Origin of the sequence: Bifidobacterium pseudolongum subsp. globosum (assembly GCF_004155535.1) — a bacterium.
Classification (GTDB): Bacteria; Actinomycetota; Actinomycetes; order Actinomycetales; family Bifidobacteriaceae; genus Bifidobacterium; species Bifidobacterium pseudolongum_C.
This window is the reverse complement of record NZ_RYUH01000013.1, coordinates 1-23,693: the sequence shown is the minus strand read 5'-3', so window position 1 is coordinate 23,693 and position 23,693 is coordinate 1. Positions and strand designations below refer to the sequence as shown.

At 62.9% G+C, this 23,693-nt stretch carries 13 protein-coding genes and 2 tRNA genes; 11 read left to right on the top strand and 4 right to left on the bottom strand.

Annotated elements, in window-relative coordinates; all coding sequences use genetic code 11:
- The first annotated feature begins 135 nt into the window (after nt 1-135).
- The 7 genes from PG2093B_RS06935 to PG2093B_RS06905 all read left to right on the top strand — a co-directional run bounded on the left by PG2093B_RS06935 (nt 136) and on the right by PG2093B_RS06905 (nt 15,071).
- Nucleotides 136-1,236: a hypothetical protein gene (locus PG2093B_RS06935; protein ID WP_129897875.1), complete on the top strand. Its 1,101-nt coding sequence runs from the start codon at nt 136-138 to the stop codon at nt 1,234-1,236.
- On the top strand, nt 1,233-5,642 hold the full coding sequence (locus PG2093B_RS06930) for a Cna B-type domain-containing protein (RefSeq protein ID WP_165369734.1): 4,410 nt from the start codon (nt 1,233-1,235) through the stop codon (nt 5,640-5,642). The genes PG2093B_RS06935 and PG2093B_RS06930 overlap by 4 nt, the downstream gene beginning before the upstream one ends.
- 31 nt (nt 5,643-5,673) lie before the next feature.
- Nucleotides 5,674-8,448, top strand: a complete 2,775-nt coding sequence (locus PG2093B_RS06925) for a Spy0128 family protein (protein WP_129897873.1) — start codon at nt 5,674-5,676, stop codon at nt 8,446-8,448.
- Between the two features lie 67 nt (nt 8,449-8,515).
- A complete protein-coding gene (locus PG2093B_RS06920) occupies nt 8,516-9,526 on the top strand; it encodes a class C sortase (RefSeq protein WP_129897872.1) in 1,011 nt (336 codons plus the stop codon).
- A 163-nt stretch (nt 9,527-9,689) separates the two neighbouring features.
- The gene (locus tag PG2093B_RS06915) at nt 9,690-12,989 is read left to right on the top strand and encodes a hypothetical protein (protein ID WP_129897871.1); all 3,300 of its coding nucleotides are present in this window, start codon (nt 9,690-9,692) and stop codon (nt 12,987-12,989) included.
- A gap of 145 nt (nt 12,990-13,134) precedes the next feature.
- On the top strand, nt 13,135-14,370 hold the full coding sequence (locus tag PG2093B_RS06910) for a hypothetical protein (protein ID WP_207215005.1): 1,236 nt from the start codon (nt 13,135-13,137) through the stop codon (nt 14,368-14,370).
- Between the two features lie 2 nt (nt 14,371-14,372).
- Nucleotides 14,373-15,071, top strand: a complete 699-nt coding sequence (locus PG2093B_RS06905; RefSeq protein WP_101398938.1) for a PspA/IM30 family protein — start codon at nt 14,373-14,375, stop codon at nt 15,069-15,071.
- Nucleotides 15,072-15,175: 104 nt separating this feature from the next.
- Here the strand turns inward: PG2093B_RS06905 and PG2093B_RS06900 are convergent, their stop codons facing one another.
- A complete protein-coding gene (locus PG2093B_RS06900; protein WP_129897869.1) occupies nt 15,176-16,633 on the bottom strand; it encodes an MFS transporter in 1,458 nt (485 codons plus the stop codon).
- Between the two features lie 6 nt (nt 16,634-16,639).
- Complete coding sequence (locus PG2093B_RS06895) at nt 16,640-18,310, bottom strand: peptide ABC transporter substrate-binding protein (RefSeq protein WP_129897868.1); 1,671 nt, start codon at nt 18,308-18,310, stop codon at nt 16,640-16,642.
- Between the two features lie 300 nt (nt 18,311-18,610).
- Here PG2093B_RS06895 and PG2093B_RS06890 point away from each other — a divergent pair, with 300 nt between their 5' ends.
- The 4 genes from PG2093B_RS06890 (at nt 18,611) to PG2093B_RS06875 (ending at nt 23,224) form a co-directional block, all read left to right on the top strand.
- Complete coding sequence (locus PG2093B_RS06890) at nt 18,611-18,829, top strand: hypothetical protein (protein WP_101430300.1); 219 nt, start codon at nt 18,611-18,613, stop codon at nt 18,827-18,829.
- A gap of 145 nt (nt 18,830-18,974) precedes the next feature.
- Nucleotides 18,975-19,604, top strand: a complete 630-nt coding sequence (locus tag PG2093B_RS06885) for a hypothetical protein (protein ID WP_129897867.1) — start codon at nt 18,975-18,977, stop codon at nt 19,602-19,604.
- A 102-nt stretch (nt 19,605-19,706) separates the two neighbouring features.
- Nucleotides 19,707-21,242 carry a basic amino acid/polyamine antiporter gene (locus PG2093B_RS06880; RefSeq protein ID WP_129897866.1) on the top strand — a complete coding sequence of 512 codons (1,536 nt, stop codon included), beginning with the start codon at nt 19,707-19,709 and terminating at the stop codon, nt 21,240-21,242.
- Between the two features lie 29 nt (nt 21,243-21,271).
- Nucleotides 21,272-23,224 carry an elongation factor G gene (locus tag PG2093B_RS06875; protein WP_129897865.1) on the top strand — a complete coding sequence of 651 codons (1,953 nt, stop codon included), beginning with the start codon at nt 21,272-21,274 and terminating at the stop codon, nt 23,222-23,224.
- A 37-nt stretch (nt 23,225-23,261) separates the two neighbouring features.
- Here the strand turns inward: PG2093B_RS06875 and PG2093B_RS06870 are convergent.
- Nucleotides 23,262-23,334: transfer RNA gene (locus tag PG2093B_RS06870), tRNA-Gly, on the bottom strand.
- Between the two features lie 24 nt (nt 23,335-23,358).
- Nucleotides 23,359-23,433, bottom strand: a tRNA-Val gene (locus tag PG2093B_RS06865).
- Between the last annotated feature and the right edge of the window lie 260 nt (nt 23,434-23,693).

Here is a 23,693-nt window from a genome sequence, read left to right as displayed (position 1 = left end):
ACCACGGACCACAACACCGGAAGGACGGGGCCTCCCAGAGACGGGGATGCCCCGATTCCGCCATGCGGCAACCGTGTGGATCGTGCATGTGCCGGCTGAAGAGGAGGGGCCGGCTGGAGAGGATACGAACAGGCCATGAGGAACAGAGGACTCGGAAGGGCGATCGGCATACTGGCCGCGATCGCATGCATCATGCCCACCGCATCGGTGGCATACGCCGGAACCGACCAGACGACGGACCAACAGACTCAACACACCATCGCGGCGGAGCGGACGGACACCGAGCGACCCGCCGCGACCACGACAACGCACACGCAGCCGTCGGCGAAGACGTCGGCGAAGACGTCGGCGACACAGGCGCCGGAGCGCATCACCCCGGACGATGCGGCGCAATCCGCTGTGCAGAACGGTCCCGATGGGGCCCTGCATGATTACCTGCCGTCGCATCAAGACGTCAACGATACGCTGCCAGACACCACATACAACGGTGTGCCGCTCATCGGCCATTGGCTGAGCGCGAAGCTCGCCAAGCGCTCCTCTTCGGCGATGGATTTCGACCCGTCCGGCGACAAGCCGTCGCGGGACGGCAACGCCATCGAGCACATCGACGTCAGTTGGGTCACGCCGGGCGCCAAGGACGGCACCCTGGCGCTTGACCCGCAGGACAACACGGCGCTGAGTGTGAAGATGCGCGTGGACTACGCGCTTTCCGGGCAGCACGACTACGATCCGGGAGCCGTGCAGATCACGGTGCCGCTGAACATCTTCAAGGACCGTGCGGGAGAGGACGAAGGCGCATTGTCGCTGTCCATACCGGAGGACCCGTCGCAGGACGCCACGTTCTCGTACCGCCGTGTGGGGGACCGGGTCGTCATCACCAACGTGCAGCGGCTGCCCGCTGCCACGCAGGGCTATATGGAGATGTCGATCCGGCACATCATGCCGGCGGAAGTCGTCTCCGGCTCCACAAGCGCGCCGTTCGGCGCGAAGATCACCGTCGTCACGCAACAGGGCGACACGCTCAGCCGCACGTCGAACACGATCGACGCCGTCATCACCACCGACGAGCAGGTGCGTTCCGCCACAAAGAACGGCACGGTGTACGAGACGATGCCCAGCGAATGGCCTTCGTCCCGATTGGCGCTGCCTGCAGGATTCAAGCCGCAGGACTATGTGTATGTGGATTGGTACACCTATGCCTACATCTCCGCAACCAGTATTTCTCCGTCGGCATGAAGGACCAGCAGAGCGGTGCCGACGGCGCCTTGACGGGCACGGTCATAGGAGGCAGCGACATCTCCTGCGTCAAGGACGGTGCCTATGCATGCGACAGCATGTTCTCCGGGTATGAACGCGACGGCAACGATTTCTACCAGCATGTCTACATGGCGTACCCGAAGAACGCGTTCAAGGCGAACGAGCCACGCACGATGACGAACACAGTGACATACACATTGACAGCCAAGGACACCGGCAAGGTGACGACCGCCACCGGCCGTGCCTCCGTACAGTACGCGCCGCACCCGTTCACGGTGCCGGCAGGCAACTTCATGCTGTACAAGTGGGGGATCAGCCAGGACGGCACGGGAACGAGCCTCAGTCCGTACGGCATGACGAACGAATACGGCTCCGGCGTGGCCAACCACGACCATCAGGGCATATACCCCTATCAGCTGAACAAGCTGCAGGCGGGGCAGAACGTGGATGTGACGTACGACGTCGTGGCCACCAACCATCTGTACCAATACACGTATGCAGGCGAAGGCGACCCTTCGGATCAGGGGAACTACGGCAAGAAGGCCGTGAACGTGACGGTCTGCGACAACGCCATGTATTTCGACCACGACTACACAACCGCGCTCGGCCCCGACGACTATGAGGTCAAGAGCCTGCGCGTGCTGGACCCCCAGATGTATGCATACGCCACGAACAGTGACGGTTCATGGGCCTACCAGAGCGACGGCACTGTGCCCAGGCCGAACGTGGATCTGTACGGCAAGGCATCCGATGGCGATTGGGTGCACTACGGCACCGCCGCATGGGGTGCGGACGGACTGCAGTCCCTGCGGATCGCCGCGGACAACGGCGCCACGGCCGGCGGCTCCACGCTGACGTTCCCGAAGGACGCAGGCATCACGCAGTGGAAGATGACCTACTCCTCCTCCGCCGCCGCGGTCTACACCGGCGTGCTCCCCACGATCACGATCAAGCCGTCAACGCGCATCGAGAACGCGGTGGCGCGGTTGTCCGGCCAGTCGGACACCGCCGCCGCGGAGATCGCGAACGCCGCGCATATGCAGGCGGACCAGGACGGCAAGGTGTTGGGCGAGCGCGACGCCAGAGGGTACGATTCGCTCGCCTCCACCGCACAAGGCGTCTGGATGCGCAAATCCACCACGGTGACCGGCAACGACACCGCCAGGCAGCTGATCGGCCTGCACTACGACGCCAACGTGTACGAACAGTCGAACATCACATCCGCGCAGCTGTACGCGCAGGCGGTCGCAGACGGCGCGGTCGCGCAGGACCACGGCGGCACGTTCTACGACCTGCTGCCGCAGGGCGTCACCCCGGACCTGACCTCGGTCACGGCCCAGGGCAGCGACGTCACCGCGGTGCATGCCGTGGACGATTGGCGCGGATCGGGGCGCACGATGCTCAAGGTCACCGTGGCGCATACGCCCGCGGCCGCGACCATCCGCGATTCCGGCGGACTCGCCTCGGAAGGGTACGGCGACACGATCAGGCTGGGTTTCGACGCACGCTACCGCTGGTCCGACGCGACCGAGCTGGGCAAGCAGCTGACCAACAACATCGCCTACCAATCCACAACCGGCCAGTTGGGGACCCGCAAGGGCCTCATGGGGGAGCCGGATGACCCGACGGCGGGCAACAACCAGTATTCGGCAGACGCCACACAGGGTGTGGCCGATCTGATGAGTCATCTGTCCGGTGCCGCATCCGCGCCGAACACCGTCTACGCGTCGTCGCGCGTGACGTTGGACGCCGATACCTCGGCGTTCGTCGGCCTGCGCAAACAGGTCGCCTCCGACGTCGACGGCGTGTACGGCGACGGGCTGAGGACCGCGGTCACCGTGCCCGCGGGCGGCACCTACCGGTACGCGCTCGACATGCGCACCGATCAGACCTCGCGCGTGGAACACGTGGTGCTGTATGACGATCTGGACGGATACACGCCCACCGCCGGCGACGCCGACCATGGCGGTGCGCGCTGGGAGGGCTCGTTCATCGGCGTGGATACCGCACGCCTGCGCGCGCTCGGCATCAAGCCGGTGGTGTACTATGCCACGGCGCATGTGGATCTGGGCCGGTACTCGGTCTCCGGCACGATGTCGTCGCTGCCGGATCTGTCTGATGGATCGGTGTGGACCACCACGGTGCCGCAGAATCCCGCGGATGTCAAGGCCATCGCCATCGATTGCTCCACGGCCGTTGACGGATCGCCGTTCGTCATGGCGCCGAACAGCGGATTGACGGCGATCGTGCGCATGCGCGCGCCGATCGGCGATGCGGCCACACAGGCCATCGAACGGCAGGCGCATGCATACAACAACGTCTACATGTCGAGCACCCAGATCATGGACAATGGGCAGCGGGCGAGCCACTACATCCACCACGACTACACAAAGGTCGGCCTGACGCCGTTCAATGTGACCGCCGTCAAGACGTTCGACGACGATGGCGACCGCGATGGCACACGACCCTCCTCGGTGCGGGTGCAGCTGATGCGCGACGGCGCCGCCGAAGGCGCGCCGGTCACGTTGGACGCCTCGAACTCGTGGACCCATGTCTGGAAGAACCTCGCGCGCAGCGACGAGCAGGGTAATGCGATCGATTGGAACGTGCAGGAGCTGGACGTGGCCGACGGATACACGGCGCACACCGGCTCCACGGTCACCGCGGATGGCTTGACGTGCACGCTGACCAACGTGCACGAGATCGAAACGGTGCCCGTGCACGGGGTGAAGCGTTGGCAGGACAAAGACGCCATGACGCGGCCCGATGCCATCGAAGTCGTGCTGCTGCGCGACGGCACGCAGATCGACAGCCGGACCGTGCACGTTGACGCCGAAGGCGCATGGACCTATGATTTCGGCGAGCTGCCGAAGAACCATCGTGTGAACGGCGCCGCGGTCCCATACACCTACGCCGTGCATGAGCGGTATGTGGAAGGGTATGTGCCGCAATACGCCGCCGACGGATTCGACATCACGAACCGGTACGACCCATATGGTGACATCACGCTCACCAAGACCGCAAGCGGTGTGACCGACGAGTCGCAGAACGCGACGTTCACGTTCCGTCTCACCTTGCGCAAGGCGGATGGCGCCTATGACACCGGAGCCTATGCATGGACCCGCACCGACGGGTCCGCCGGAAGCGTGGAGAACGGCGGTACGGTGACGCTGAAGGCCGGGCAGAGCGTGACGGTGAAGCGTGTGCCGTCCACCGACACCTACGCATGGACCGAGGAAGGGACCGACGGCTTCGCCGTGGGCTCCGCAACGGGTCTGCAAGGCACGGTGACGACAGGCGGCAATGCGCAGGGCACAGTGCGGAACGTGTACACGACGCAGGGTTCCGTGCAGATCCAGGCGCACAAGACGCTGCATGGCCGCGCGTTGGGCAATCGCCAGTTCCGCTTCGAACTGCTCGATGCAAACGGGGACCTGGTCCGCACCGCCAACAACGATGCGGACGGCACCATCGCATTCGGCACAATCGGATACGGTGCGCCGGACGACGGCAGGACCTACACCTACACGATGCGCGAGGTGGACACCGGGGCCCCGGGATACACCTATGACCACAGGACGTATATCGTGAAGGTCGCGGTCAGCGACAACGGCGATGGCACGATGAGCGCAGTGCCCACGTATTACGACGCCGCGGGCACCGAGATCAAGGACGACACGGGCGCCAACACGCCGCCGACGTTCTCCAACGCCTACACGGCAACAGGCAGCATGGATCTGACCGCCACGAAGGTGTTCGTGGGCGGCGACCTGACGAAGCGCCATTTCACGTTCGAGATGCTCGATGCCGCGGGCAAGCCGTTGCAGCAGGCCGTCACCGACGATTCCGGCGAAGCCAGGTTCAAGCCGATCGCATACAGCGAACAGGACGCGGGCAAGTCGTTCACGTACACCATCAAGGAATCTGTGGAAGACGACGACGCCGTCACGTGGGATACCCACATGGAGCAGGTGACCGCGACGGTCAGCGACAACGGCGACGGCACCTTGGCCATCGCGCAGCGGTTCCACGGCGGCGACGCGTCGGCGCCGCTGGTCTGGCGCAATCAGGCCGCCAACGGCACGTTGCGGATCGTCAAGAAGATCACCGACGACGAAGCCACGCAGGCACATGCCGACACCGTTTTCCCGATGGAGGTCACGCTCGCTGTGCCCGCCGGCGCGAAACCGCTAGACGGCGAACACGACGTGACCGTCATCGACCGGGACAACCAGAAATCCGTCGCACATGTGACCATCGCGCACGGCCGGTTCCGCGTGGGAGTGCCCGCGGGCGGCAGCGTCACAATCGGGGGCGTCCCCGGCGGCACGGGCTATGCGGTGACCGAAGTCGCCTCGCTCACCGAGGAGGCGGCGCGGCGATGAACATGTGGATTCTGCTAAGGAGCGAAGGAAAATGAATAAGGGAATCAAGGCCGCCACCGCGGTCATCGCTTCCCTGGCCATGTTCTGGCCGGCGTCGGCGATGGCTGTCGGTGAACCGGCCCCGCCGGCGCAGCCGGCGGTCGTCACCGCGGAAGATGGCGCGGCGCCCATGGCGCGTGCCGCGGCCGATGCCGCCACCTCAGGCATCTGGGGCAACGGCGACGAAGCTGTCACATGGAGCCTTGACGGACAGGGCACATTGCATCTGGGGCAGGGACATGTGTACACCGATGGCACCACGCCGTGGCAGTCCCATGCCGCCGATATCCGCAGGATCGTCTCCGACGGTCCCATCACCGTGGAAGGGGAGATCAACGGACTGTTCAAGGGATGCACGAATCTGACCGACATCTCCGGGCTGTCCTCCTGGGATGTCAGCGGCGTCGACCAGATGCCTGAGCTGTTCTCCGGCTGTGCATCGTTGGAGAACCTGCAGCCATTGTCCACATGGAATCTGAGCGCCGTCGGGGACGTGACGGAGCTGTTCAAAGGATGTGCTTCGCTCAAGGACCTGAGGCCGTTGTCCAAGTGGGATCTGCACGGCGTATCCACCGTGACGTCGCTGTTCGAAGGATGCTCATCCCTGCAGACGTTGAACGGACTGGACTCCTGGTCCTTTGAGGCGGCAAACGACTTCAACGCCATGTTCAAAGGCTGCGCGTCGCTGTCTGACATCGATGCGCTCGCCCATTGGGGATTGGGCTATGCCTCGAACATGGAGTCCATGTTCGAGGGTTGCTCGTCCCTGACCAGCGTGAAGGCGTTGTCTGCGTGGAACATGGATGAACGGTACCTGGATGCCGCATCCATGTTCAAGGGATGCACACGATTGACCACGTTGGATGGATTGGGCCATTGGACCGTAATGGTGGCGAATGCCATGTTCAAGGACTGCACGGGTCTTGTCGACGCTTCGGCGCTGGGCACATGGAACATGCCGCAGACGGACACCACCGACATGTTCTCCGGAGACGATGCGGTGGCGAGCGTCGGTATCCCCTCCAACGCGCAGGGGCAGAACCCAAGTTCCCTGGACTTGGTGCACGCCATGGAAGACATAGGCAAGGAGCAGGGAGCGGAGGCGTCGTCCGTCCAGTGGATATCCACCGACGGCTATGTCGGACCGTATACTGCGGCGGCGATGTATGACCATATGACGAACAGCGAGGATCCGGAGCATGATCCGGTGACCGCCGGCGGCGTGTTCATCCGATACACGCCGTCTTGGATCACGGTGTTCGACGCGAACGGCGCATTGGGGTCCATGGATGCCATCATGACGGGGCTGGCGGATTCCGCGACGGTGCCACGCTCCAGCTTCCTGCGCTTCGGCTGGACGTTCATCGGCTGGTCCACACAGAAAGACGACCAGACCACGCTGTACCAGCCTGGAGACACGTGGAAGCCATCGGACCCACACCCCGGCACCCGGTACACCCTGTACGCGCAATGGAAGAAGCAGTCCAGCGGTGAGACCGGGCCGACGAGCGGGGCAAGCGGCATGCTTCCCGGGTGGGAACAGGTCTCCGGCGAGAACACCGTAGGCGCCGTGCCCGCCAACAGCATGGCCACCGCCACGTTCACGAACCGCTACAACCCGCAATCCACCGCGCTGCAACTGCGGTTCACCAAGCTGCTCGACGGCAACGTGCCCGACCGTGACTTCCAATTCGAACTCCTCGACCAGAACGGCAAGGCCGTGCAGACCGTGCACAATGTGGGCGCGCAGATCCCGTTCGCGCCATTGACCTTCACCCAGACCGGCACATTCACCTACTACGTGCGTGAAGTCGCCGGAAGCGACGGCACCATCACGTATGACGGCCACACCGTCGAGGTCACCGTCACCGTGACCGATGGCAAGGACGGCACGCTCGCCGCGACCGCGCAACTCGTCGGCGACACGACGTTCCGGAACGCGTCGAAACCGGCCACGCTCACCCTCAGCAAGACCGTGACAGGCACACAGGATACGGGCAGGAAATTCCACTTCGCCGTCACACTCGCCGACAACGCGAGCCGCGCGATCAGCGGCACCTACGGCGACGCCGTGTTCACCGACGGCAAGGCGGATGTCGAGCTCACCGCGGGAACGAGCGCGACGATCGGTAACATACCGGCCGGGGCGAAATACCACGTCGAGGAGACCGACATCCCGGCGGGATATGCGCTGCAATCACTGACGAACCCCGACGGAACCCTGTCCGCGGGCGAACGGATGGCCGTCGAGGCGGTCAATGCATACAGCACGAAGGCCGGGTACGCGACGCTGCAGGTGCACAAGACGCTGCGCTCGCAGGAGCAGCCTGACGTCCGGTTCCCGCTGGAACGCGGGCGGTTCACCTTCACGATGTGCCAGATCGACGACGCCTCCAAGACATGCGCGACCGTGGGGAAGAATCCGGCGAACCTCGAGGACGGCACGGTCACCTTTCCGCAACTGGCATACGTCACGCCCGGCACCTATAAGTACCGGATCAGCGAAGTCGCGCGCAAGGACGACGGCATCGTATACGACGGGCACACCGTGGTCGCCACGGTCACGGTGGCCGATGACGGCGCGGGCGCACTCACCACTGCAGTGAGCTATGAGGGCGCCACGGAATTCGTCAACGAGACGCACACGGCATCGGTCATGCCCTCGACCGGACGGCAGTCGGTCACCGGTCTGCTGGTCGCGGTAGGTTGTGCCATCGCGCTCGCTATGCTGACGGTGATACTGCCTGTACGCCACCGGAAGCACTAGGGTTCAATGGGTGGTGGTGCGGCACGCCACCACCACGGTGGATCATGGATGACTTGCAGGAGGAACGATGAGCGGGGAACGGCCCGAAGGGCATGAGCGGCATGCAGCCACAGGGACACGTCATGCCGCTTGGTTCGCGCCCAGGATCCGAGCCGATCTGCGGCATCAGGACACGTTGACCGCTTCGTTCGCGATCATCGGATGGGCCTGCTATATTCTCGCCGCGTTGATGCTGTCGTGGGTCGTCGGCGCACTCATCCACAACGACATCATCGCGCGCTCCGTGGCGGACGACGTAGCGTCCGCCCCCGCCGCCTGGCCGGCGGAGAGCAGGCGCAAGGCGCTCGAATCGGCGCGCGATTACAACAACGCGCTGCAAACGGTGTTCGCGGGGCGCATCCCAGCGGATGCGCAGGGGGCCGACGGTGCCCCGTTGGAGACGGCCGACGGCAAGTACGCCAATACGCTGGATGTCGACGGCAACGGCGCCATGGCCCGGCTGCGCATACCGAAGATCTCGGTGAACATCCCCGTCTACCACACGACGCTCGACAATGTGCTCGACAAGGGTGCGGGCCACATCTACGGCACAGCCATGCCGGTCGGTGACGCGCACACGTATTCGGTGCTCGCCGCGCATTCGGGCGGCGTGCAGGGCATGCTGTTCACCCGCCTCAACGAGATGAAGAGGGGAGACGTCTTCTACCTCGACGTGCTGGGAGGCGAACACGGGTACCGCATCGGGGACATCCGCACCATCAAACCCGACCAGATGGAGCATACATTGCAGATGCTCCGTGCACAATACGCCAATGACAACGCCACGGTGACGATGGTCACCTGCACGCCGATCGGAGTGAATACGGATCGTCTGCTCGTCACCGGTGTACGTGAACCCATCCCCGACAACATACCGCCTGCCGACACGCAGTCCGATGGACTGCTCATCGCCATCGGGGTGGGGTTGGCCTGCTTCCTTGTCGCGATCCTCGCCGCGATCCTCGTCACGCGTTGGATCAGACACAGGCGGCGGGAACAGCGCGCCTCATCCGGCCACGGCATCACCGTGCATGGTTGATTGGGGCTTCCCGCTACACGGGATAATCGGCCTTTCGTGAACAAGGATGGTGTTTGTGTGGACGTTGGTGATAATGGCTGCAGATACAAGGCCGACAAGGGGACTCCCGCAATGCGCGTGTATATATATATGATCCCCTTTCTGTGTTATGAGGGACGAACGGATGATAAGACGTGAAATCACAGCGGTGCTCACGGCTGTCGCACTGCTGCTGGGAACATGTGCGGTCACCGGTACGGCGGCCGCCTCCGAACAGGATTCGCAAGCCACGTCGGCGGATGTGGCGCAGAGTGTATCCAGTACGAGCGCGGACGCGACGCTCACGCTTTCGCGCAACCGGATCGGCAATGTCCCAGATCCGGCGGATGCGACATTGACGCTTGCGGTCAGGGCCCATGCCGGAGATACATACACCATCACCGTGCCGCAATCAATAGCGAACGGCAACGGCACATACGCCATCTCGGATTCCGAAGAGGTGCCGCCGAGCATCGGCACGGTCACGCGCAGGGACGACAATGCGTCGCATGCCACGACGTTCACCTACACGTTCTCGGCCTCGGCGTCGTTTTCCGTCAACATCGTGCTTGCGACACGGAACAATTACTATGCGCAGCCGACCCCGATCGACGGTGTGGGCACCTCCACGAAGACGATCACGTGGTCATGCAATGGCACCAAGCTCGAGCCCATCGAGTTCACGCAGGTCATCCGTCCTGTGATGAAGCCCACCGCCATCACCCGTGTGACGCCCCCAAGCAGTTCATACAAGGCCATCTACGCGAATCAGAACTACACCTATCGGTTTGCGTTGAATGAGACGGACGGGGTGTACGACGACACGTCATGGTCGTCCGCACAGGTCAATTCGGCGGTGAACCATGGCACCACAATCCGTATTCCTGTCCCCAAGCACTTTCGTCTGGACCAGGAGGCCACCAATGTGAAGAACGGGTTCACTGACAAAACGACGATCGCCCAGCCTGACGGGGTTTCGGGCGATATCGTGATCACGGTGCCCAAAGGCTCCGGCAGACAGAGCTGGCAGGCGGCGCCGCCGTATTATCTTGTAGGCTCCTACCGGACCGAACCGCCACAGGAGGTGACCGAACTGACGGCGGAAAGCCCCGTGTCGGTGGACCAGACGGTCGTCGACCCACAGGGCCGCGAACAGCATCTCACCGCAACGGTGCCGGCGTGGACCGAATACCTGCGGCCGTCCGGGGATTCGCAGTTGTGCGACAACGGCAACACGGACTGCATGGCCGTCAGCATCGGCGGCAACAACACGGTGAACGATCTGCTGCTCACCAAGGACAGCAAGCTCACGACACTCAACTTCGTGGGATTCGGCAACGATTCCCCCATGAACGTGGACGACGCCGTCCTGGAGATCAAGGTGCCCAGCGGGTTCGACGCGACGGCGGTGGTGACGCCGTCCAACGCGCAGAAACTTCCCGACCTGACGCAGTACCGGTATGAGGTCACCTTGCTGGATGGCACACTCATGACCGGCACGGTGCCCGCCGGTGGAACGATCGCACGGTCCAAGGACTCGCCCATCCGCGACATCACATTGTATCCGAACATGCTCGATTCCGGGGCCGACACCGATGCCGGATCGTCCTGCACCACGTTTGTGGACGACAATGCGGCATGCGCAGGCCGGACCATGGTGTACGTGCAAGGCACACTGGCGGGCTCCTACGACGACGGTACGCCGGTCAGGAGCGGCGACATGATCACCACATCCGCATCGCTATCGGTGCCAAGCGCAAGGCAATGGGACGCGAAGAACAGGCAATGGACGTCGTTCTCGCTCACCGCAAGCGTGCGGCAGCAGGTCATCACCACGGAAGAGCTGAAGGCGTCGCTCGGCGTGTATCCCTCTCAGGCAAAGCGGCTTCCGGGATCCAAGGATTCCGGATACATCTCCCTGTGGGCGAATCTGGACGGCAACCAGACCACACGCAGCATCCACGAGCCCGTGTTCTATTACGTGCTGCCGAGAGGGGTCTCGTACGACGAGCAGATCGGCGTGACGACGCTCAACAACCATGACGGCATCACGGTGCAGCCGCATGTCAGCGCCTTCCAGGCCACGGACGGCCGCCAGGTGGTGAAGGTGGACTATACCGGCACAGGATACGACTATTACACGGCGCAAGGGTCCAACAACCAGGTGCATCTCGACATCGCGCCGGACACAGCGGCCGGATCGTACCCCTGGGAGATCTACATGGTCAGTCCGACCACCGCCATGACCGCGTCCAATGCCGCGGGCGTACCTGCCAATCACAGTTATGTAGGCGGCGCAAGCGACCACGTCTACAAGGTGGGAGAAGGCACTTGGGCGGTCTCCGCCCCGAATGCGGTGATGTCAGGGGAGCTGTCGCAGGGCAATCTGGCGTATGCATTCGCCTCGCAGACGGGTTCCGACGACAAGGCCGCCGGCAATGGCGACACCACGAACTACGCGGACCCAAGAACCATGCGGTTCGCGGTGACCCTGACCAATGGCACACCGCAACGGCTGACGAACCTCAAGGAATTCGTCAACGTTCCGCAGCGGGATTCCGGCAACGGCTTCTCAGTGCAACTCACGGGGCCGGTGACCGAGATATCGAGCGATGGGTCGCCGGTCGATGGCGCATACACAGTGCTGTATTCTACATCTCCGGTGGTGCTGACGGACGCGAAGGGCGCGGTGCCGTCCACGGATGGTTTCGTCACCGCCGACCAGGTCACGGATTGGTCCAAGGTGCGTTCGCTGGTCATCGAGATGGATGTGTTGCCGGCCTCCGCGGTCGCGGGCCGCTTTGTGCTCACAGGCATCGACCCGACGTTGGTGCACGACGCGCAGAAGACCGTGGCGCTGTCTTCGGGACTGTACGCCCAACAGGCCGACGGCACTCCGATGATGCCGTTGGTTACCCGGGCATCCGATGCCGACGCCGCACGCATCACCGTCACCGGCCATTCCACGATCCGTGCGCGCCTGCATTGGAAAGACGAATCCGGCAAGGACCAGTACAAGGATCTCGATGACCTGACGAAGACGTATGCGGATAACCTCGACGAGTTCAAACGCTCCGATTATCCGACGTCCATCGGCGATTTCCCCCAGACCGACCGGGCGTTGTTCCCTGATGGGTATGCGTTGGACGAGTCGGCCACGGCGATTATCGGCAATGACTCGGCCCGGTATCCGGAAGGCGGGGAGCCCGGCGCTGCGCAATGGAACACGATGACCCGATACAACTACGATGGCAGCATCGTGCAATACGAGCTGGTCTCTCAGGCTCCGGGCGTCAGTGTGATGCCGGTCACCGGCACGTTTTCGGTATGGGCGTGGCTCGCCTGTGGATTGCTCACGGTGTTCATGGCGGGCCTCCTCCCGGTCATGCATCTGGCACCGTGCCGCAAGGGGCAACGGAAGGAGATTCCTACGCCCAAGGAGTGAAGTGGGGCATGGTGGCGTATCGAGCTGTCCTCATCGGCTATATTGATACCAATACCCACAACGAGGTTAGGATGATCACATGCCAAGAGCTGGTGCCGGTTCGGGGTCGGGCCGTTCGTCAAGCGGCCACGATGGAGGGTCACGCATGTCCAGTGGACACCGGCCGAGCATGCCGGGCTCGGGGCGACGCGCAGGCGGTGGACCCGCTGGCTTCCCGCAATCCAGTGGATCCACAGGGTCGAGTGGATCATTCGATGTGGGCGATCTGTTCCGTGCGGCCGGCATAGGCATGGCGGGTGGCTACAATGCGGGGCGGCGCTCCGCGCGTAACCGCTACGGCCGGCGCAGTATGCCGTTCCCCGAGGAGATTTTCGACGCGATGGGGCAACAGCCGCGTTACGGCGGCCAGCAGATGCCCCGTTCGTATTCGGGCGGACCGTTCGGCACGGGCACACAGGGGGCGGGGCAGGGGCCGTTCTCGCCGGCCGGTGGCCCACCGGTGACCCCACCCCCCACGCAAACGCCGTTCGGCGGCAACAACAACGGTGGCAAAAAGCCCCATGGAGGGCTCACCGGGCTCATGCCACTGATCGGCATCCTGGCCGCGCTCGTCATCTTCCTGCTCATCTTCATGATGCCCAGCTGCTCGAACAATGAGCCCAACCGCAACGATTACAATGTGACGGTGCCGGAGAGCACATACAACCGCACGAAGCTCGATTCCGGGCTGCCATACGACTCGAACTGCATCGACGACCAGCTCGGCTGGTTCGAAAACCGCACGTCAGCGGCCAAACGCCTCAAGGTGTTCTACGACAAGACCGGCATACAGCCGTACATCCTGTTCGCCAAATACAACCCGAAGCTCACAACCGATGACGAGAAACAGGCGTGGGCGCGCGAATGGTACGACGACCACATCGACAACGAAGACACGCTGCTGTTCGTGTATTTCGCCGAACAGGACGTGGACAACGATGTGGGGTACATGACGCTTGTCAACGGCAAACACGTCTCGAGCATCATGGACGCGCAGGCCACCGAGATCTTCTGGACGTACCTTGACGAGTACTGGTTCAGCGACCGGTCGACGGACGATGCGATCGTGGCCACGTTCGATTCGACCGCGGACCGCATCATGACCAAGACGACCACGAAGAACGATGTGCACAAGTGGGTGATCATCGCGGTCATTGTGATCGGCATCCTTGCCATTGGCGCCGTGATCGCGTGGATGCTCATCAAGCGCAAACGCGAGCACGAGCAGTATGTGGAGCGTATGGTCACCACACCGCTCGAAGAGGCGCGCGATCCGATTTTGGAAAAATATGATCAGGCAGATCACAACGATCAGGTTGGTCAGGAACAGAAAGGACAATAGCCATGGCTATTCTCAAACGATTCGGCGACATCATGCGCGCAAACATCAATGCGCTGCTCGACAAGGCCGAAGATCCGGCGAAGATGGTCGACCAGATGCTGCTTGACCTCAACGAAGACCTCGCATCGGTCAAGAAGGAGACCGCAAGCGTCATGGCCGCAGCCACCAACGCACGCCAGCAGGTCAACGACTGCAAGGCGGACATCGCCAAGTACGAGGCGGCCGCGAAGGCCGCGGTCAAGGCCGGCAACGACGACGATGCCCGCAAACTGCTCGCCACCAAGCAGCAGTATGAGAGCACGCTCACCTCGCTTGAGACCGCCGCCACCGTCGCCGAAGACAATGCGGCGAAGATGCGTCAGATGCACGACAAGCTGGTCAACGACATCAACAGCCTGCAGGCACGCCGTGCCGCGGTGCATGCCAAGGTCTCCGTGGCCAACGCGCAGCAGCACGTCAACGAAGCCACCGAGAAGACCGCCAAGGCCTCGCGAGGCACCGCCGCGTTCGAGCGCATGGAGGAGAAGGCCGACCGCATGCTCAACGAGGCCAACGCCACCGCCGAACTGAACACGCAGGCGAGCAACGAAGACATCGCCAACAAGTACCTCGCCGGTGGCTCCGCGTCCGTGGACGACGAACTGGCCCGCCTCAAGGCCGAGGTCGGCGTGGAAGAGCAGCAGCAGGCTGCCAACAACTGAAACACCATGCCGTCCGTGTAAGGGCGGCGCATAGACGAACGCCGGGGCCCGTGCATGCGGGTCCCGGCGTTCGCTGTGTCATGCAGTGCGGCTGAGGGCTGAGATTATGCCGGCTGGTTGATCTTGGCGCGGTCGTGCTTCACCATCTCGCGCGAGTACCACACCGAGACGAGCAGCATCACCACTTCGAAGATTGCGGCGATGAGGATCGAATGCTGGAAACCGTTGGCATACGCCGCATGGCGGTTGATGCCCGCGGCGGTCTGCCTGAGCACGTCGGCGGAAAGCACACCCACGAACAGCGCGGATCCGATCGATCCTGCGATCTGGTTGCCGGTCGAGAAGATCGCACTCGTGTCGGGCACGGCATTGTCGGGCAGCGCCTCAAGCACCACATCCTTATCGGGCACATTGATGAGCGCGTCGCCGACCACCACAACGGATCCGATGAGCACCACGAGCCACGCGATCTTGGTGGGGGCCGCGAAGAACGTGGCGAACAGGCCGATGACCATGAGCAGGAAGCCGCTCGAGACGACCGGCCACATGCCGGAACGGTCCACGGTCTTGCCTCCCACAATCACCGAACCCGAATAGAACAACGTCATGATGAGCAGGAAACAGCCGGCCACGAACGGCGTGTAATCGCACGCGCGCTCCAAGTACAGCGGCAACAGCAACAACACGGCCTGCTGGCCCATCGCACCCGCCATGTACATGAGCACGCCGATCGACACATACAAGTGCTTCATCGGGTGCAGGTCGAGCAGCGGCACGTCCACATGGAACTGGCGCACGGTGAACCACGCGAGCACCGCCACACCGACGATGAGCATGGGCACGGCGAACAGCGGGCGGTGCGTCAGCTCAGAGAAGCCCATCATCAGCGCGGCCAAGCCCACGAACGAGAGCACGATCGACAGCACGTCGATCGGATGCCGCTTGCGCGGTTCGACGTCGAACATGAACTTCGCGCCCATGAGGATCGAGATGATGCCGACCGCCAACGGCACCACATACATCGACGTCAGGCTCACATAGGTCAGGAACACGCCACTGAGCAACGGGGCCACCGCGATGCCCAGACCGATGATGGCGCTGTTGAGCGACACCACACGGCCCGAGATCTTGGCTGGTACCACACGGATGATCACCGTGTTGATTGTTGGGAACATGAGTCCCGACCCGACCGCCTGGATCAGGCGGCTCGTGAGCATCATCGGAAAATTCAGGGAGAACAGGCCAATGAGCGAACTGACGATGAGCAGCACGCGGCTCCAGAAGAACAGTTTCTTCAAGCCGATGCGCGCGAGCACGGTGGCGGCGGTCATCACCGCCGTGGCCGCGACGATTGCATAGCCAACCGTCACCCAGTTGGCTGTGGCGATGCTCACATGGTAGGTTTCCGAGATGTTCGGGAGCGCGACCGCCATCATCACACCGCAGAAGCCGTCGCCGAGCGTGCTGACAATCAGCGTGGCGATGAGCAGCTTGATCGACTTCCAACTGTGCTGTTGACCGTCTTTGGCGGTGATCATCTCATCGTTCGCAATTGCTCCCATATGCCATCACTTCGTGATTTCGTTGTACTTCGGCACGCCCATGTAATTGAATCCGACATGCTGCACATGCTCGCCGGCCGCCGCGGTCACATTCGCATACCACAGCGGAACCACCGGCAAATCCTTGAACAGCACCTCTTCAGCCTGATGATAGTAGCTGATCGCATCATCCACGTTGGTTTGGCGCGCAGCGTCATCGCTCAGTTTGTCGAAGGCCGTGCTCTTGTAATCGCCGTTGTTCAGGCCCTTGCCGTCAGCCGCTGACGAATCGTAGGCCTGCATGAGATATCCTTCCGGATATGGGTAGTCGGACTGCAGGCCCTGCAGGAACGCCGCGTTGATCGTGCGGTCGTGGATCGCGCTGCTTAATTCCTTCTGCGTGGGGATGATGTATGGCTGCGCGTCGATGCCCAAGGCGTTCTTGATGGAGTTTGTGATGCCCTCCACGCGCTGCTTGTCGCCGCTGTCCGCGCTGTAGGCGAGGCGGAACGTGCCGCTCCACGGGCTGATCGCATTGGCCTGGTCCCACAGTTTCTTGGCCGTCTCGGCATTGTAGTCGAGTACGCTTGCGCCCTTGAGGCTCTTGGAATAGCCGGCGATCGTCGGCGCGGTGAAGTCCGTGGCTACGGTGGCGGTGCCGTACATCACCTTCTCGATGATGTTGGCGCGGTTCACGGCATGGCTGATCGCCGCACGGCGCAACCGTCCCTCCTCACCGGAAAAATGCGCGAGCTTCTGCGGGATCGTGAACGAGCGGAACGCGGGGCCTGGCTTGTTGAAGGCCTGAATGCCGCTTTCATGTTGGTACGTGGCGAGCGCGGAGGTGGGAATCGTGTCGATCACGTCGAGATTGCCTGATTCCACGTCTGCATACGCGGTTTGCACGTCGGTGTACAGCTCGAAGGTGACGCCGCCGTTCTTCGGTATGCGCGGCCCGGTGTACTTCGGATTCGGCACAAGCTGGATGCTCGAATCATGGTCCCACTGCTTGAGCATGTAGGGGCCGTTGCCGATCGGGTGCTCGCCGAACGCGTTTACATCGGAGTATGCGCTTTCGGGAATCGGCAGGAACGCCACGTCGCCCACCTTGTAAGGGAACGAGGAGTCGGGTGCGTTGAGCGTGACCTGCAGCGTGCGGTCGTCCACCACCTTGAGGCCGCTCAACTGTGCGTCTTTGTCGCCGTTGGCGTCCTGCAGCGCGTCGTAGCCTTGGATGGTGGAGAAGATCGCAGCGCCGAGCTGCCCGTTTGCGGCGTTCGCTGCGAACGACCACGTCTTGGCATAGGTCTGCGCGGTGATCTTCTGTCCGTCGGAGAACTGCAGACCGTCGCGCAGTGTGATCGTGTATTGCGAGGCGTCGCTGTTCGGGGTGATCGATTTGGCGTCGGCGTAGATCAGCTTGCCGTCGTCCGAGAATGTGACGAGCCCGTCGAAGAGCTGTGTCACGACCTTCCAGCCGGCCATGTCGTTGGTGTTGCCGGGCAACAGGTTGGCGGAGGGTTCCACGTTGTTCACCGTGATCACCGAAGTGGTTGCGGTGCTTGATGAGCCTTGCGCGCTGGGGGAGCCGGTGCCGCCGCTGGTGCCGCAGCCGGCCAGCAACATGCCGAGCGCCGCGATGGAAGCGATCGCGGCGGTGACGTGTGCGGACGGGTGTGAAAAACGGGGATGGAACACAATGGCACCTCGGGACTTGCGTATGGTTGTGATAGATGTTCGGCGCGTCTTTTTGCGCGCCTGCTCTCAACCTAACACCGCGTTCCCCATATGCATAGGGGCTTCGGTGCTGCGCGGAAAACGGGAATAATGCATGTTGCCATCGTGTTTTGGCGTGCAAGCCAATGCCATGCGGAATCGCCAAAAAATGACGGTCGAATATACGCTTGTAGCGTCGCTTGGCACGGCGAGATGCGGGATGCGGTGTAATGGGAGTAGGCCCGGATGGGCTACAGACTACTCACACGAAAGGTGGTCGTTATGGCAGGCGAAAAGAAGCCCCACGAAACGCTCAAAGAGAGGTTCGATGACTTTAAGGCCGATGTGGACGTGCATAAGGCCGAGCATCAGGAAAAGGATGCGATTAAGGACGTCGAAAGGGCCGCCAAGCACGACGCCAAGTCGGACGTGGACCTTGACAAAGCCGCAGACAATGTGGACAAAGCCATTGAACGTGAAGCCGAAGCCAAGGAAGGCTGATTGATTCCCCATATATTGTTCCCATTGGTGAGGAAACCATAAGCGTGTGAGTCATACGGCCCAACACCGTGTAATTCACATGGGGAATTATATTGCAACAGTATCCCGCCCCCGTTTGGAGGCGGGATACTGTTATATGGAGTGCATGCCTTCAGAAAACGAACTCACCGCCGCACTGATGCGCCTATGCGACGATCCGGATGACCACGCTCGACTGCACATGCAAGCACGCGCAAACCATGGGCACGTGGTCACGCTCGACTGCGACTATGACGCCGAAGGCCTGACCGCCACATTCATCGAGCAATCGGCCGATGCGCCAAAGTCGCAGCGCATCCTGACGACGATGCGCGCGGACACGCCTTCTGCGTCAGCCGCACGGCGCATCGCCTACGCCTATCAGGACCTCATCAGCACCGTTGGCAATCCGCCTGCCGTGACTGTCGATCTACTCGAACAGCGCATCGCGCGGATTGCGCCCATTGTGCTGCCTGAATCCCAGCTCGGAATCGCAGCGCCGGTGCGTGTGGCCGCGAGCGCGGAAGACCCATGCGCGTTCGAACTGCACAGCGCAGATGCACACGCGGCGCCGAACGCGGCCCTGCTGCGGTTCCATGGCACGGCAGCCAACGGGTTTTCATGCGCCACGATGTGGCGTCTCGAAGACGGGTATGCGTCCTACGCCATGGTCGACTACACCGCCGGGTCGCTCAACGACATCCTCGTGGACGTGCTGTGCACACTGCGCTTCTACGCGGTGCGCGGTTGGGTGTGACACCATGGCACATTGCGCCGGCCGCACAACCGGCCGGGCGGAACGAGCCATCTGTTACGCTCTGATGTCGGCATGCATGCACACAGCAGGAGTGGATTGACGATGGCGGACAGCGGGCAACACGCATCCAATGCGCCGGTGATGGCGGGCGATTCCGCTTCGGCGGCCGCGGGGTCTCGTGGCACGGTGGGATTCGTCGGTCTGTTCGCGCTTGTGGTGTCGGCGATGGTGGGCGGTGGCATCTTCAGCCTGCCGCAGAACATGGCGCAGCATGCTTCCGCCGGTGGCCAGATCGTGGCATGGGCGATCACCGGCGTGGGCATGTGGTTCATCGTCAACACGTTCCGTGTGCTCACCCACGTCAAACCGCATATGCAAGACGGTCTCTACTCGTATGCCCGCACTGGGTTCGGCGATTTCGTCGGCTTCCTCGTGGCCTACGGGTATTGGCTGTGCAACTGCTTCTCATTGGTGGCCTACGGCGTGCTCATCATGTCCACGCTCGACATCTTTATGCCCGGCACCTTCACCAATGGCAACAACATCGCGTCCACCGTGGCCTCGTCGCTCATCCTCTGGCTCATGTTCATCGTGGCGTCGCTGGGTACAAAAACAGGCGCCATCATCAACATCGCCGGCACCATCTGCAAGATGATCCCCGTGCTCGTGTTCGTGGTGGCGCTCGCCGCCGTATTCAAAACCGGCGTATTTGTGCGCGGCTTCTGGGGATTGAGCGCCCAAGGCACGCCACTTGGGTTCGACGTGCACCGCATCGGTTCCCAGGTGAGCGACTCCATGCTCGTCACCCTGTGGCTGTTCATCGGCATGGAGGGCGCGGTCGTGGTCTCCGGTTCGGCGCGCCATCCGCGCGACGTCTCCCGTGCCACAACCGCCGGTTATCTCACCGTGCTCGTGCTCTACATCCTTGTTTCGCTGCTGCCGCTCGGTGTATATTCCGCCAGCCAGGTGGCGCAGATGCCCAACCCCTCGATGTCGGTGATCATGGAACAGCGCTTCGGCCAGTGGGGCTCCATCATGGTCAACGTAGGCGTGATCATCTCCGTGGTGTTCGCATGGCTCGTGTGGATGATCATGATCAGCCAGATGCCGCTGTACGCCGCGCGCGACGGCATCTATCCGCGGTCCTTCCTCGCCACCAACCGCTTCGGCGCGCCATCCACCGGCTTGGTATGGACCGCCATCACCTGCCAGCTGCTGTTCGTGCTCTGCCACTTCGTCAACGGGGACGCTTGGGGGGTCATGATTTCCATCACCTCGGTCATGGCCATGCCCTGCTACCTGTTGTGCTGTGTGTATCTGTGGAAGGTCGCCGTACGCGAGCGCACCGTGTTCCGCAGTGCGGTCGCGCGCCATCGTGCGCTCGCCACCGGCATACTGGGCACGCTGTTCTCGCTGTTCCTCGTCTACTCGGCGGGGCTGCGGTATCTGATGATGGCGTGCGCGTTGTATGCGATTGGCCTGCCGCTGCTCGTGGTGGCGCGCCGGCAGCGCCGCCCTGGCGTGCCACTGCGCCAGCTGTTTTCGCATAGGGGCTGGGTTGTATTGTCGCTTATCGTGGTGTTGGGCGTGTGCGGTCTCGTCTACACCGTGCACGGCGGCGTGTTCGGGGTGGCATGACGCGCATTGCGCGCGGAAAGGAGACTTCGGTGAAGCGGATCGTAACGGGAATCGTGGCGCATGTGGACGCCGGCAAGACCACACTGTCCGAAGCGCTGCTGTACGCCACCGGCACCACGCGCAAACTCGGACGCGTGGACCACGGCGACGCGTTCCTCGACACCGACGCGATCGAACGCGCGCGCGGCATCACCATCTACACCGAGCCTGCGGTGATGCGCGTGGGCGATGTGGAGCTCACAATCCTCGACACCCCAGGCCACGTCGATTTCTCCGCCGAAACCGAGCGCACACTGCAGGCGCTCGACTACGCGATCCTCGTGGTGTCTGCAGCCGACGGCGTGCAGGGCCATACACTCACACTGTGGCGGCTGCTGCAGCGCTACCATGTGCCCGTGTTCGTGTTCGTCAACAAGATGGATGCGCCGGGCGCCAGCCGCGCGCGCATCCTCGACCAGCTGCACACGCGCTGTTCGGACGCGTGCATCGACTTCACTGCTGCGGTGGATGGGCCGTCGAGCGATCAGCTTGACGCGATCGCGATGCAAAGCGAGGCCGCGATGGACGAATACCTCGAGACAGGCGGCATTGACGTGCGCACCGTGCGCGGCATGATCGCCGACGGCGCGGTTGTGCCGGTGTATTTCGGCGCGGCACTCAAAATGCAGGGCATCAGCGAGTTTCTGGAAGGCTTTGCGTATTTCACGCGCGAACCGCACTATACCGCCGAATTCGGCGCGCGCGTGTTCAAGATCTCGCACGACCGGCAGGGCAACCGCCTGAGCTGGATCAAAGTGACCGGCGGCGAGCTCACCGCCAAGATGATGCTGCCCGAAGCGAGCGGCGCGGAGAAAGTGGACCAGGTGCGCGTCTACTCGGGTGCGAAATTCACGACGGTCGAGTCGGTGCCCGCGGGCACGGTGTGCGCGGTCACCGGACCCGCGCGCACATTCCCCGGCGAAGGGCTCGGCACGGCGCGCAATGCGGCACAGCCGGCATTGCGGCCGGTGCTCACCTACACACTGTTGCCGGGGAGCAACGATGTGCACGCATGTCTGCAGGCGCTGCGCGAGCTCGAAGATGAGGAGCCGCTGCTGCACGTGGTGTGGCAGGAGCGGCTGCAGGAGGCGCATGTGCAGCTCATGGGCGCCGTGCAGCTGGAGATCGTTGAACAGCTGATGCGCGACCGTTTCGGGCTCGACATCTCATTCGGCCCGGGGTCGATCCTGTACGCGGAGACGATCACCGCGACCGTCGAAGGCGTGGGCCATTTTGAGCCGCTGCGCCATTACGCGGAAGCGCACGTGCTGCTTGAGCCGCTTGCGCGGGGGAGCGGACTGGAGTTCGCCACGGATGTGAGCGAAGACGAGCTCGACCGCAATTGGCAGCGGCTCATCATGCAGCATCTGCAGGAGACCGAGCATCCGGGCGTGCTCATCGGCGCGCCGATCACCGACATGCGGTTGACGCTCATCGGCGGGCGTGGCCACTTGAAGCACACCGAAGGCGGCGATTTCCGGCAGGCGACCTACCGCGCGGTGCGGCAGGGACTCATGGAGACGCGCGAGACGGGGCATGCCGTGCTGCTCGAACCGTGGTACCGGTTCCGTCTTGAGCTTCCGCAGGAGATGCTCGGGCGCGCGTTGAGCGACGTGCAGCGGATGAGCGGCGAGAGCGCGGCCCCGCAGATCGCGGACGGACTTGCCGTGGTGGAAGGCGCGGCGCCGGTGAGCGAGATGCGCGACTATGCGATGGACGTGAACGCATATACGCACGGCGAAGGGCGTCTAGCGCTCATGTTCGGCGGATACAGGGAATGCCATGACGAGCAGGCGGTCGTGGAGGCGGTGGGCTATGACCCCGAGGCCGATCTGGAGCATACACCGGATTCGGTGTTCTGCGCGCACGGCGCCGGGTATACGGTGAAGTGGTACAAAGTGCCGGAATTCTGCCATGTGCCGATGCGCGGGGAATTGGCGTAAACCGTCTGGAATGGCGGATAATCAGTAAGAACAAGAGAGCGGACAACGGGACTCGAACCCGCGGTCTCGACCTTGGCAAGGTCGCGCTTTACCAACTAAGCTATGTCCGCAAAGGCAATGCACAGTGTGCAGCCTGGTGGGCGATACAAGATTCGAACTTGTGACCCCTTCCGTGTCAGGGAAGTGCGCTACCACTGCGCCAACCGCCCGAGGCGAGAAGTAAACATACCCGCATATGTTGACAACGTCAAGACCGCGTGTGTTGGGCGTGCTGAGAAACGGTTCGCGCGCCGTGTGTGGCGCTCAGGGGTGTTTGTGGCGGTTTGCGACACGCCGGTGGAGGTGTTGTGGTTGTTGGGTTGTGGGGGTTGCGACACGCCGGTGGGTTGTGTTGTGGTGGGGGTTGGTGTAGGTTTTTCTCTTGCTGCCGCTCATGGCTTGCCGGGGTTCCCGGGGTTGGGTTGTGGGT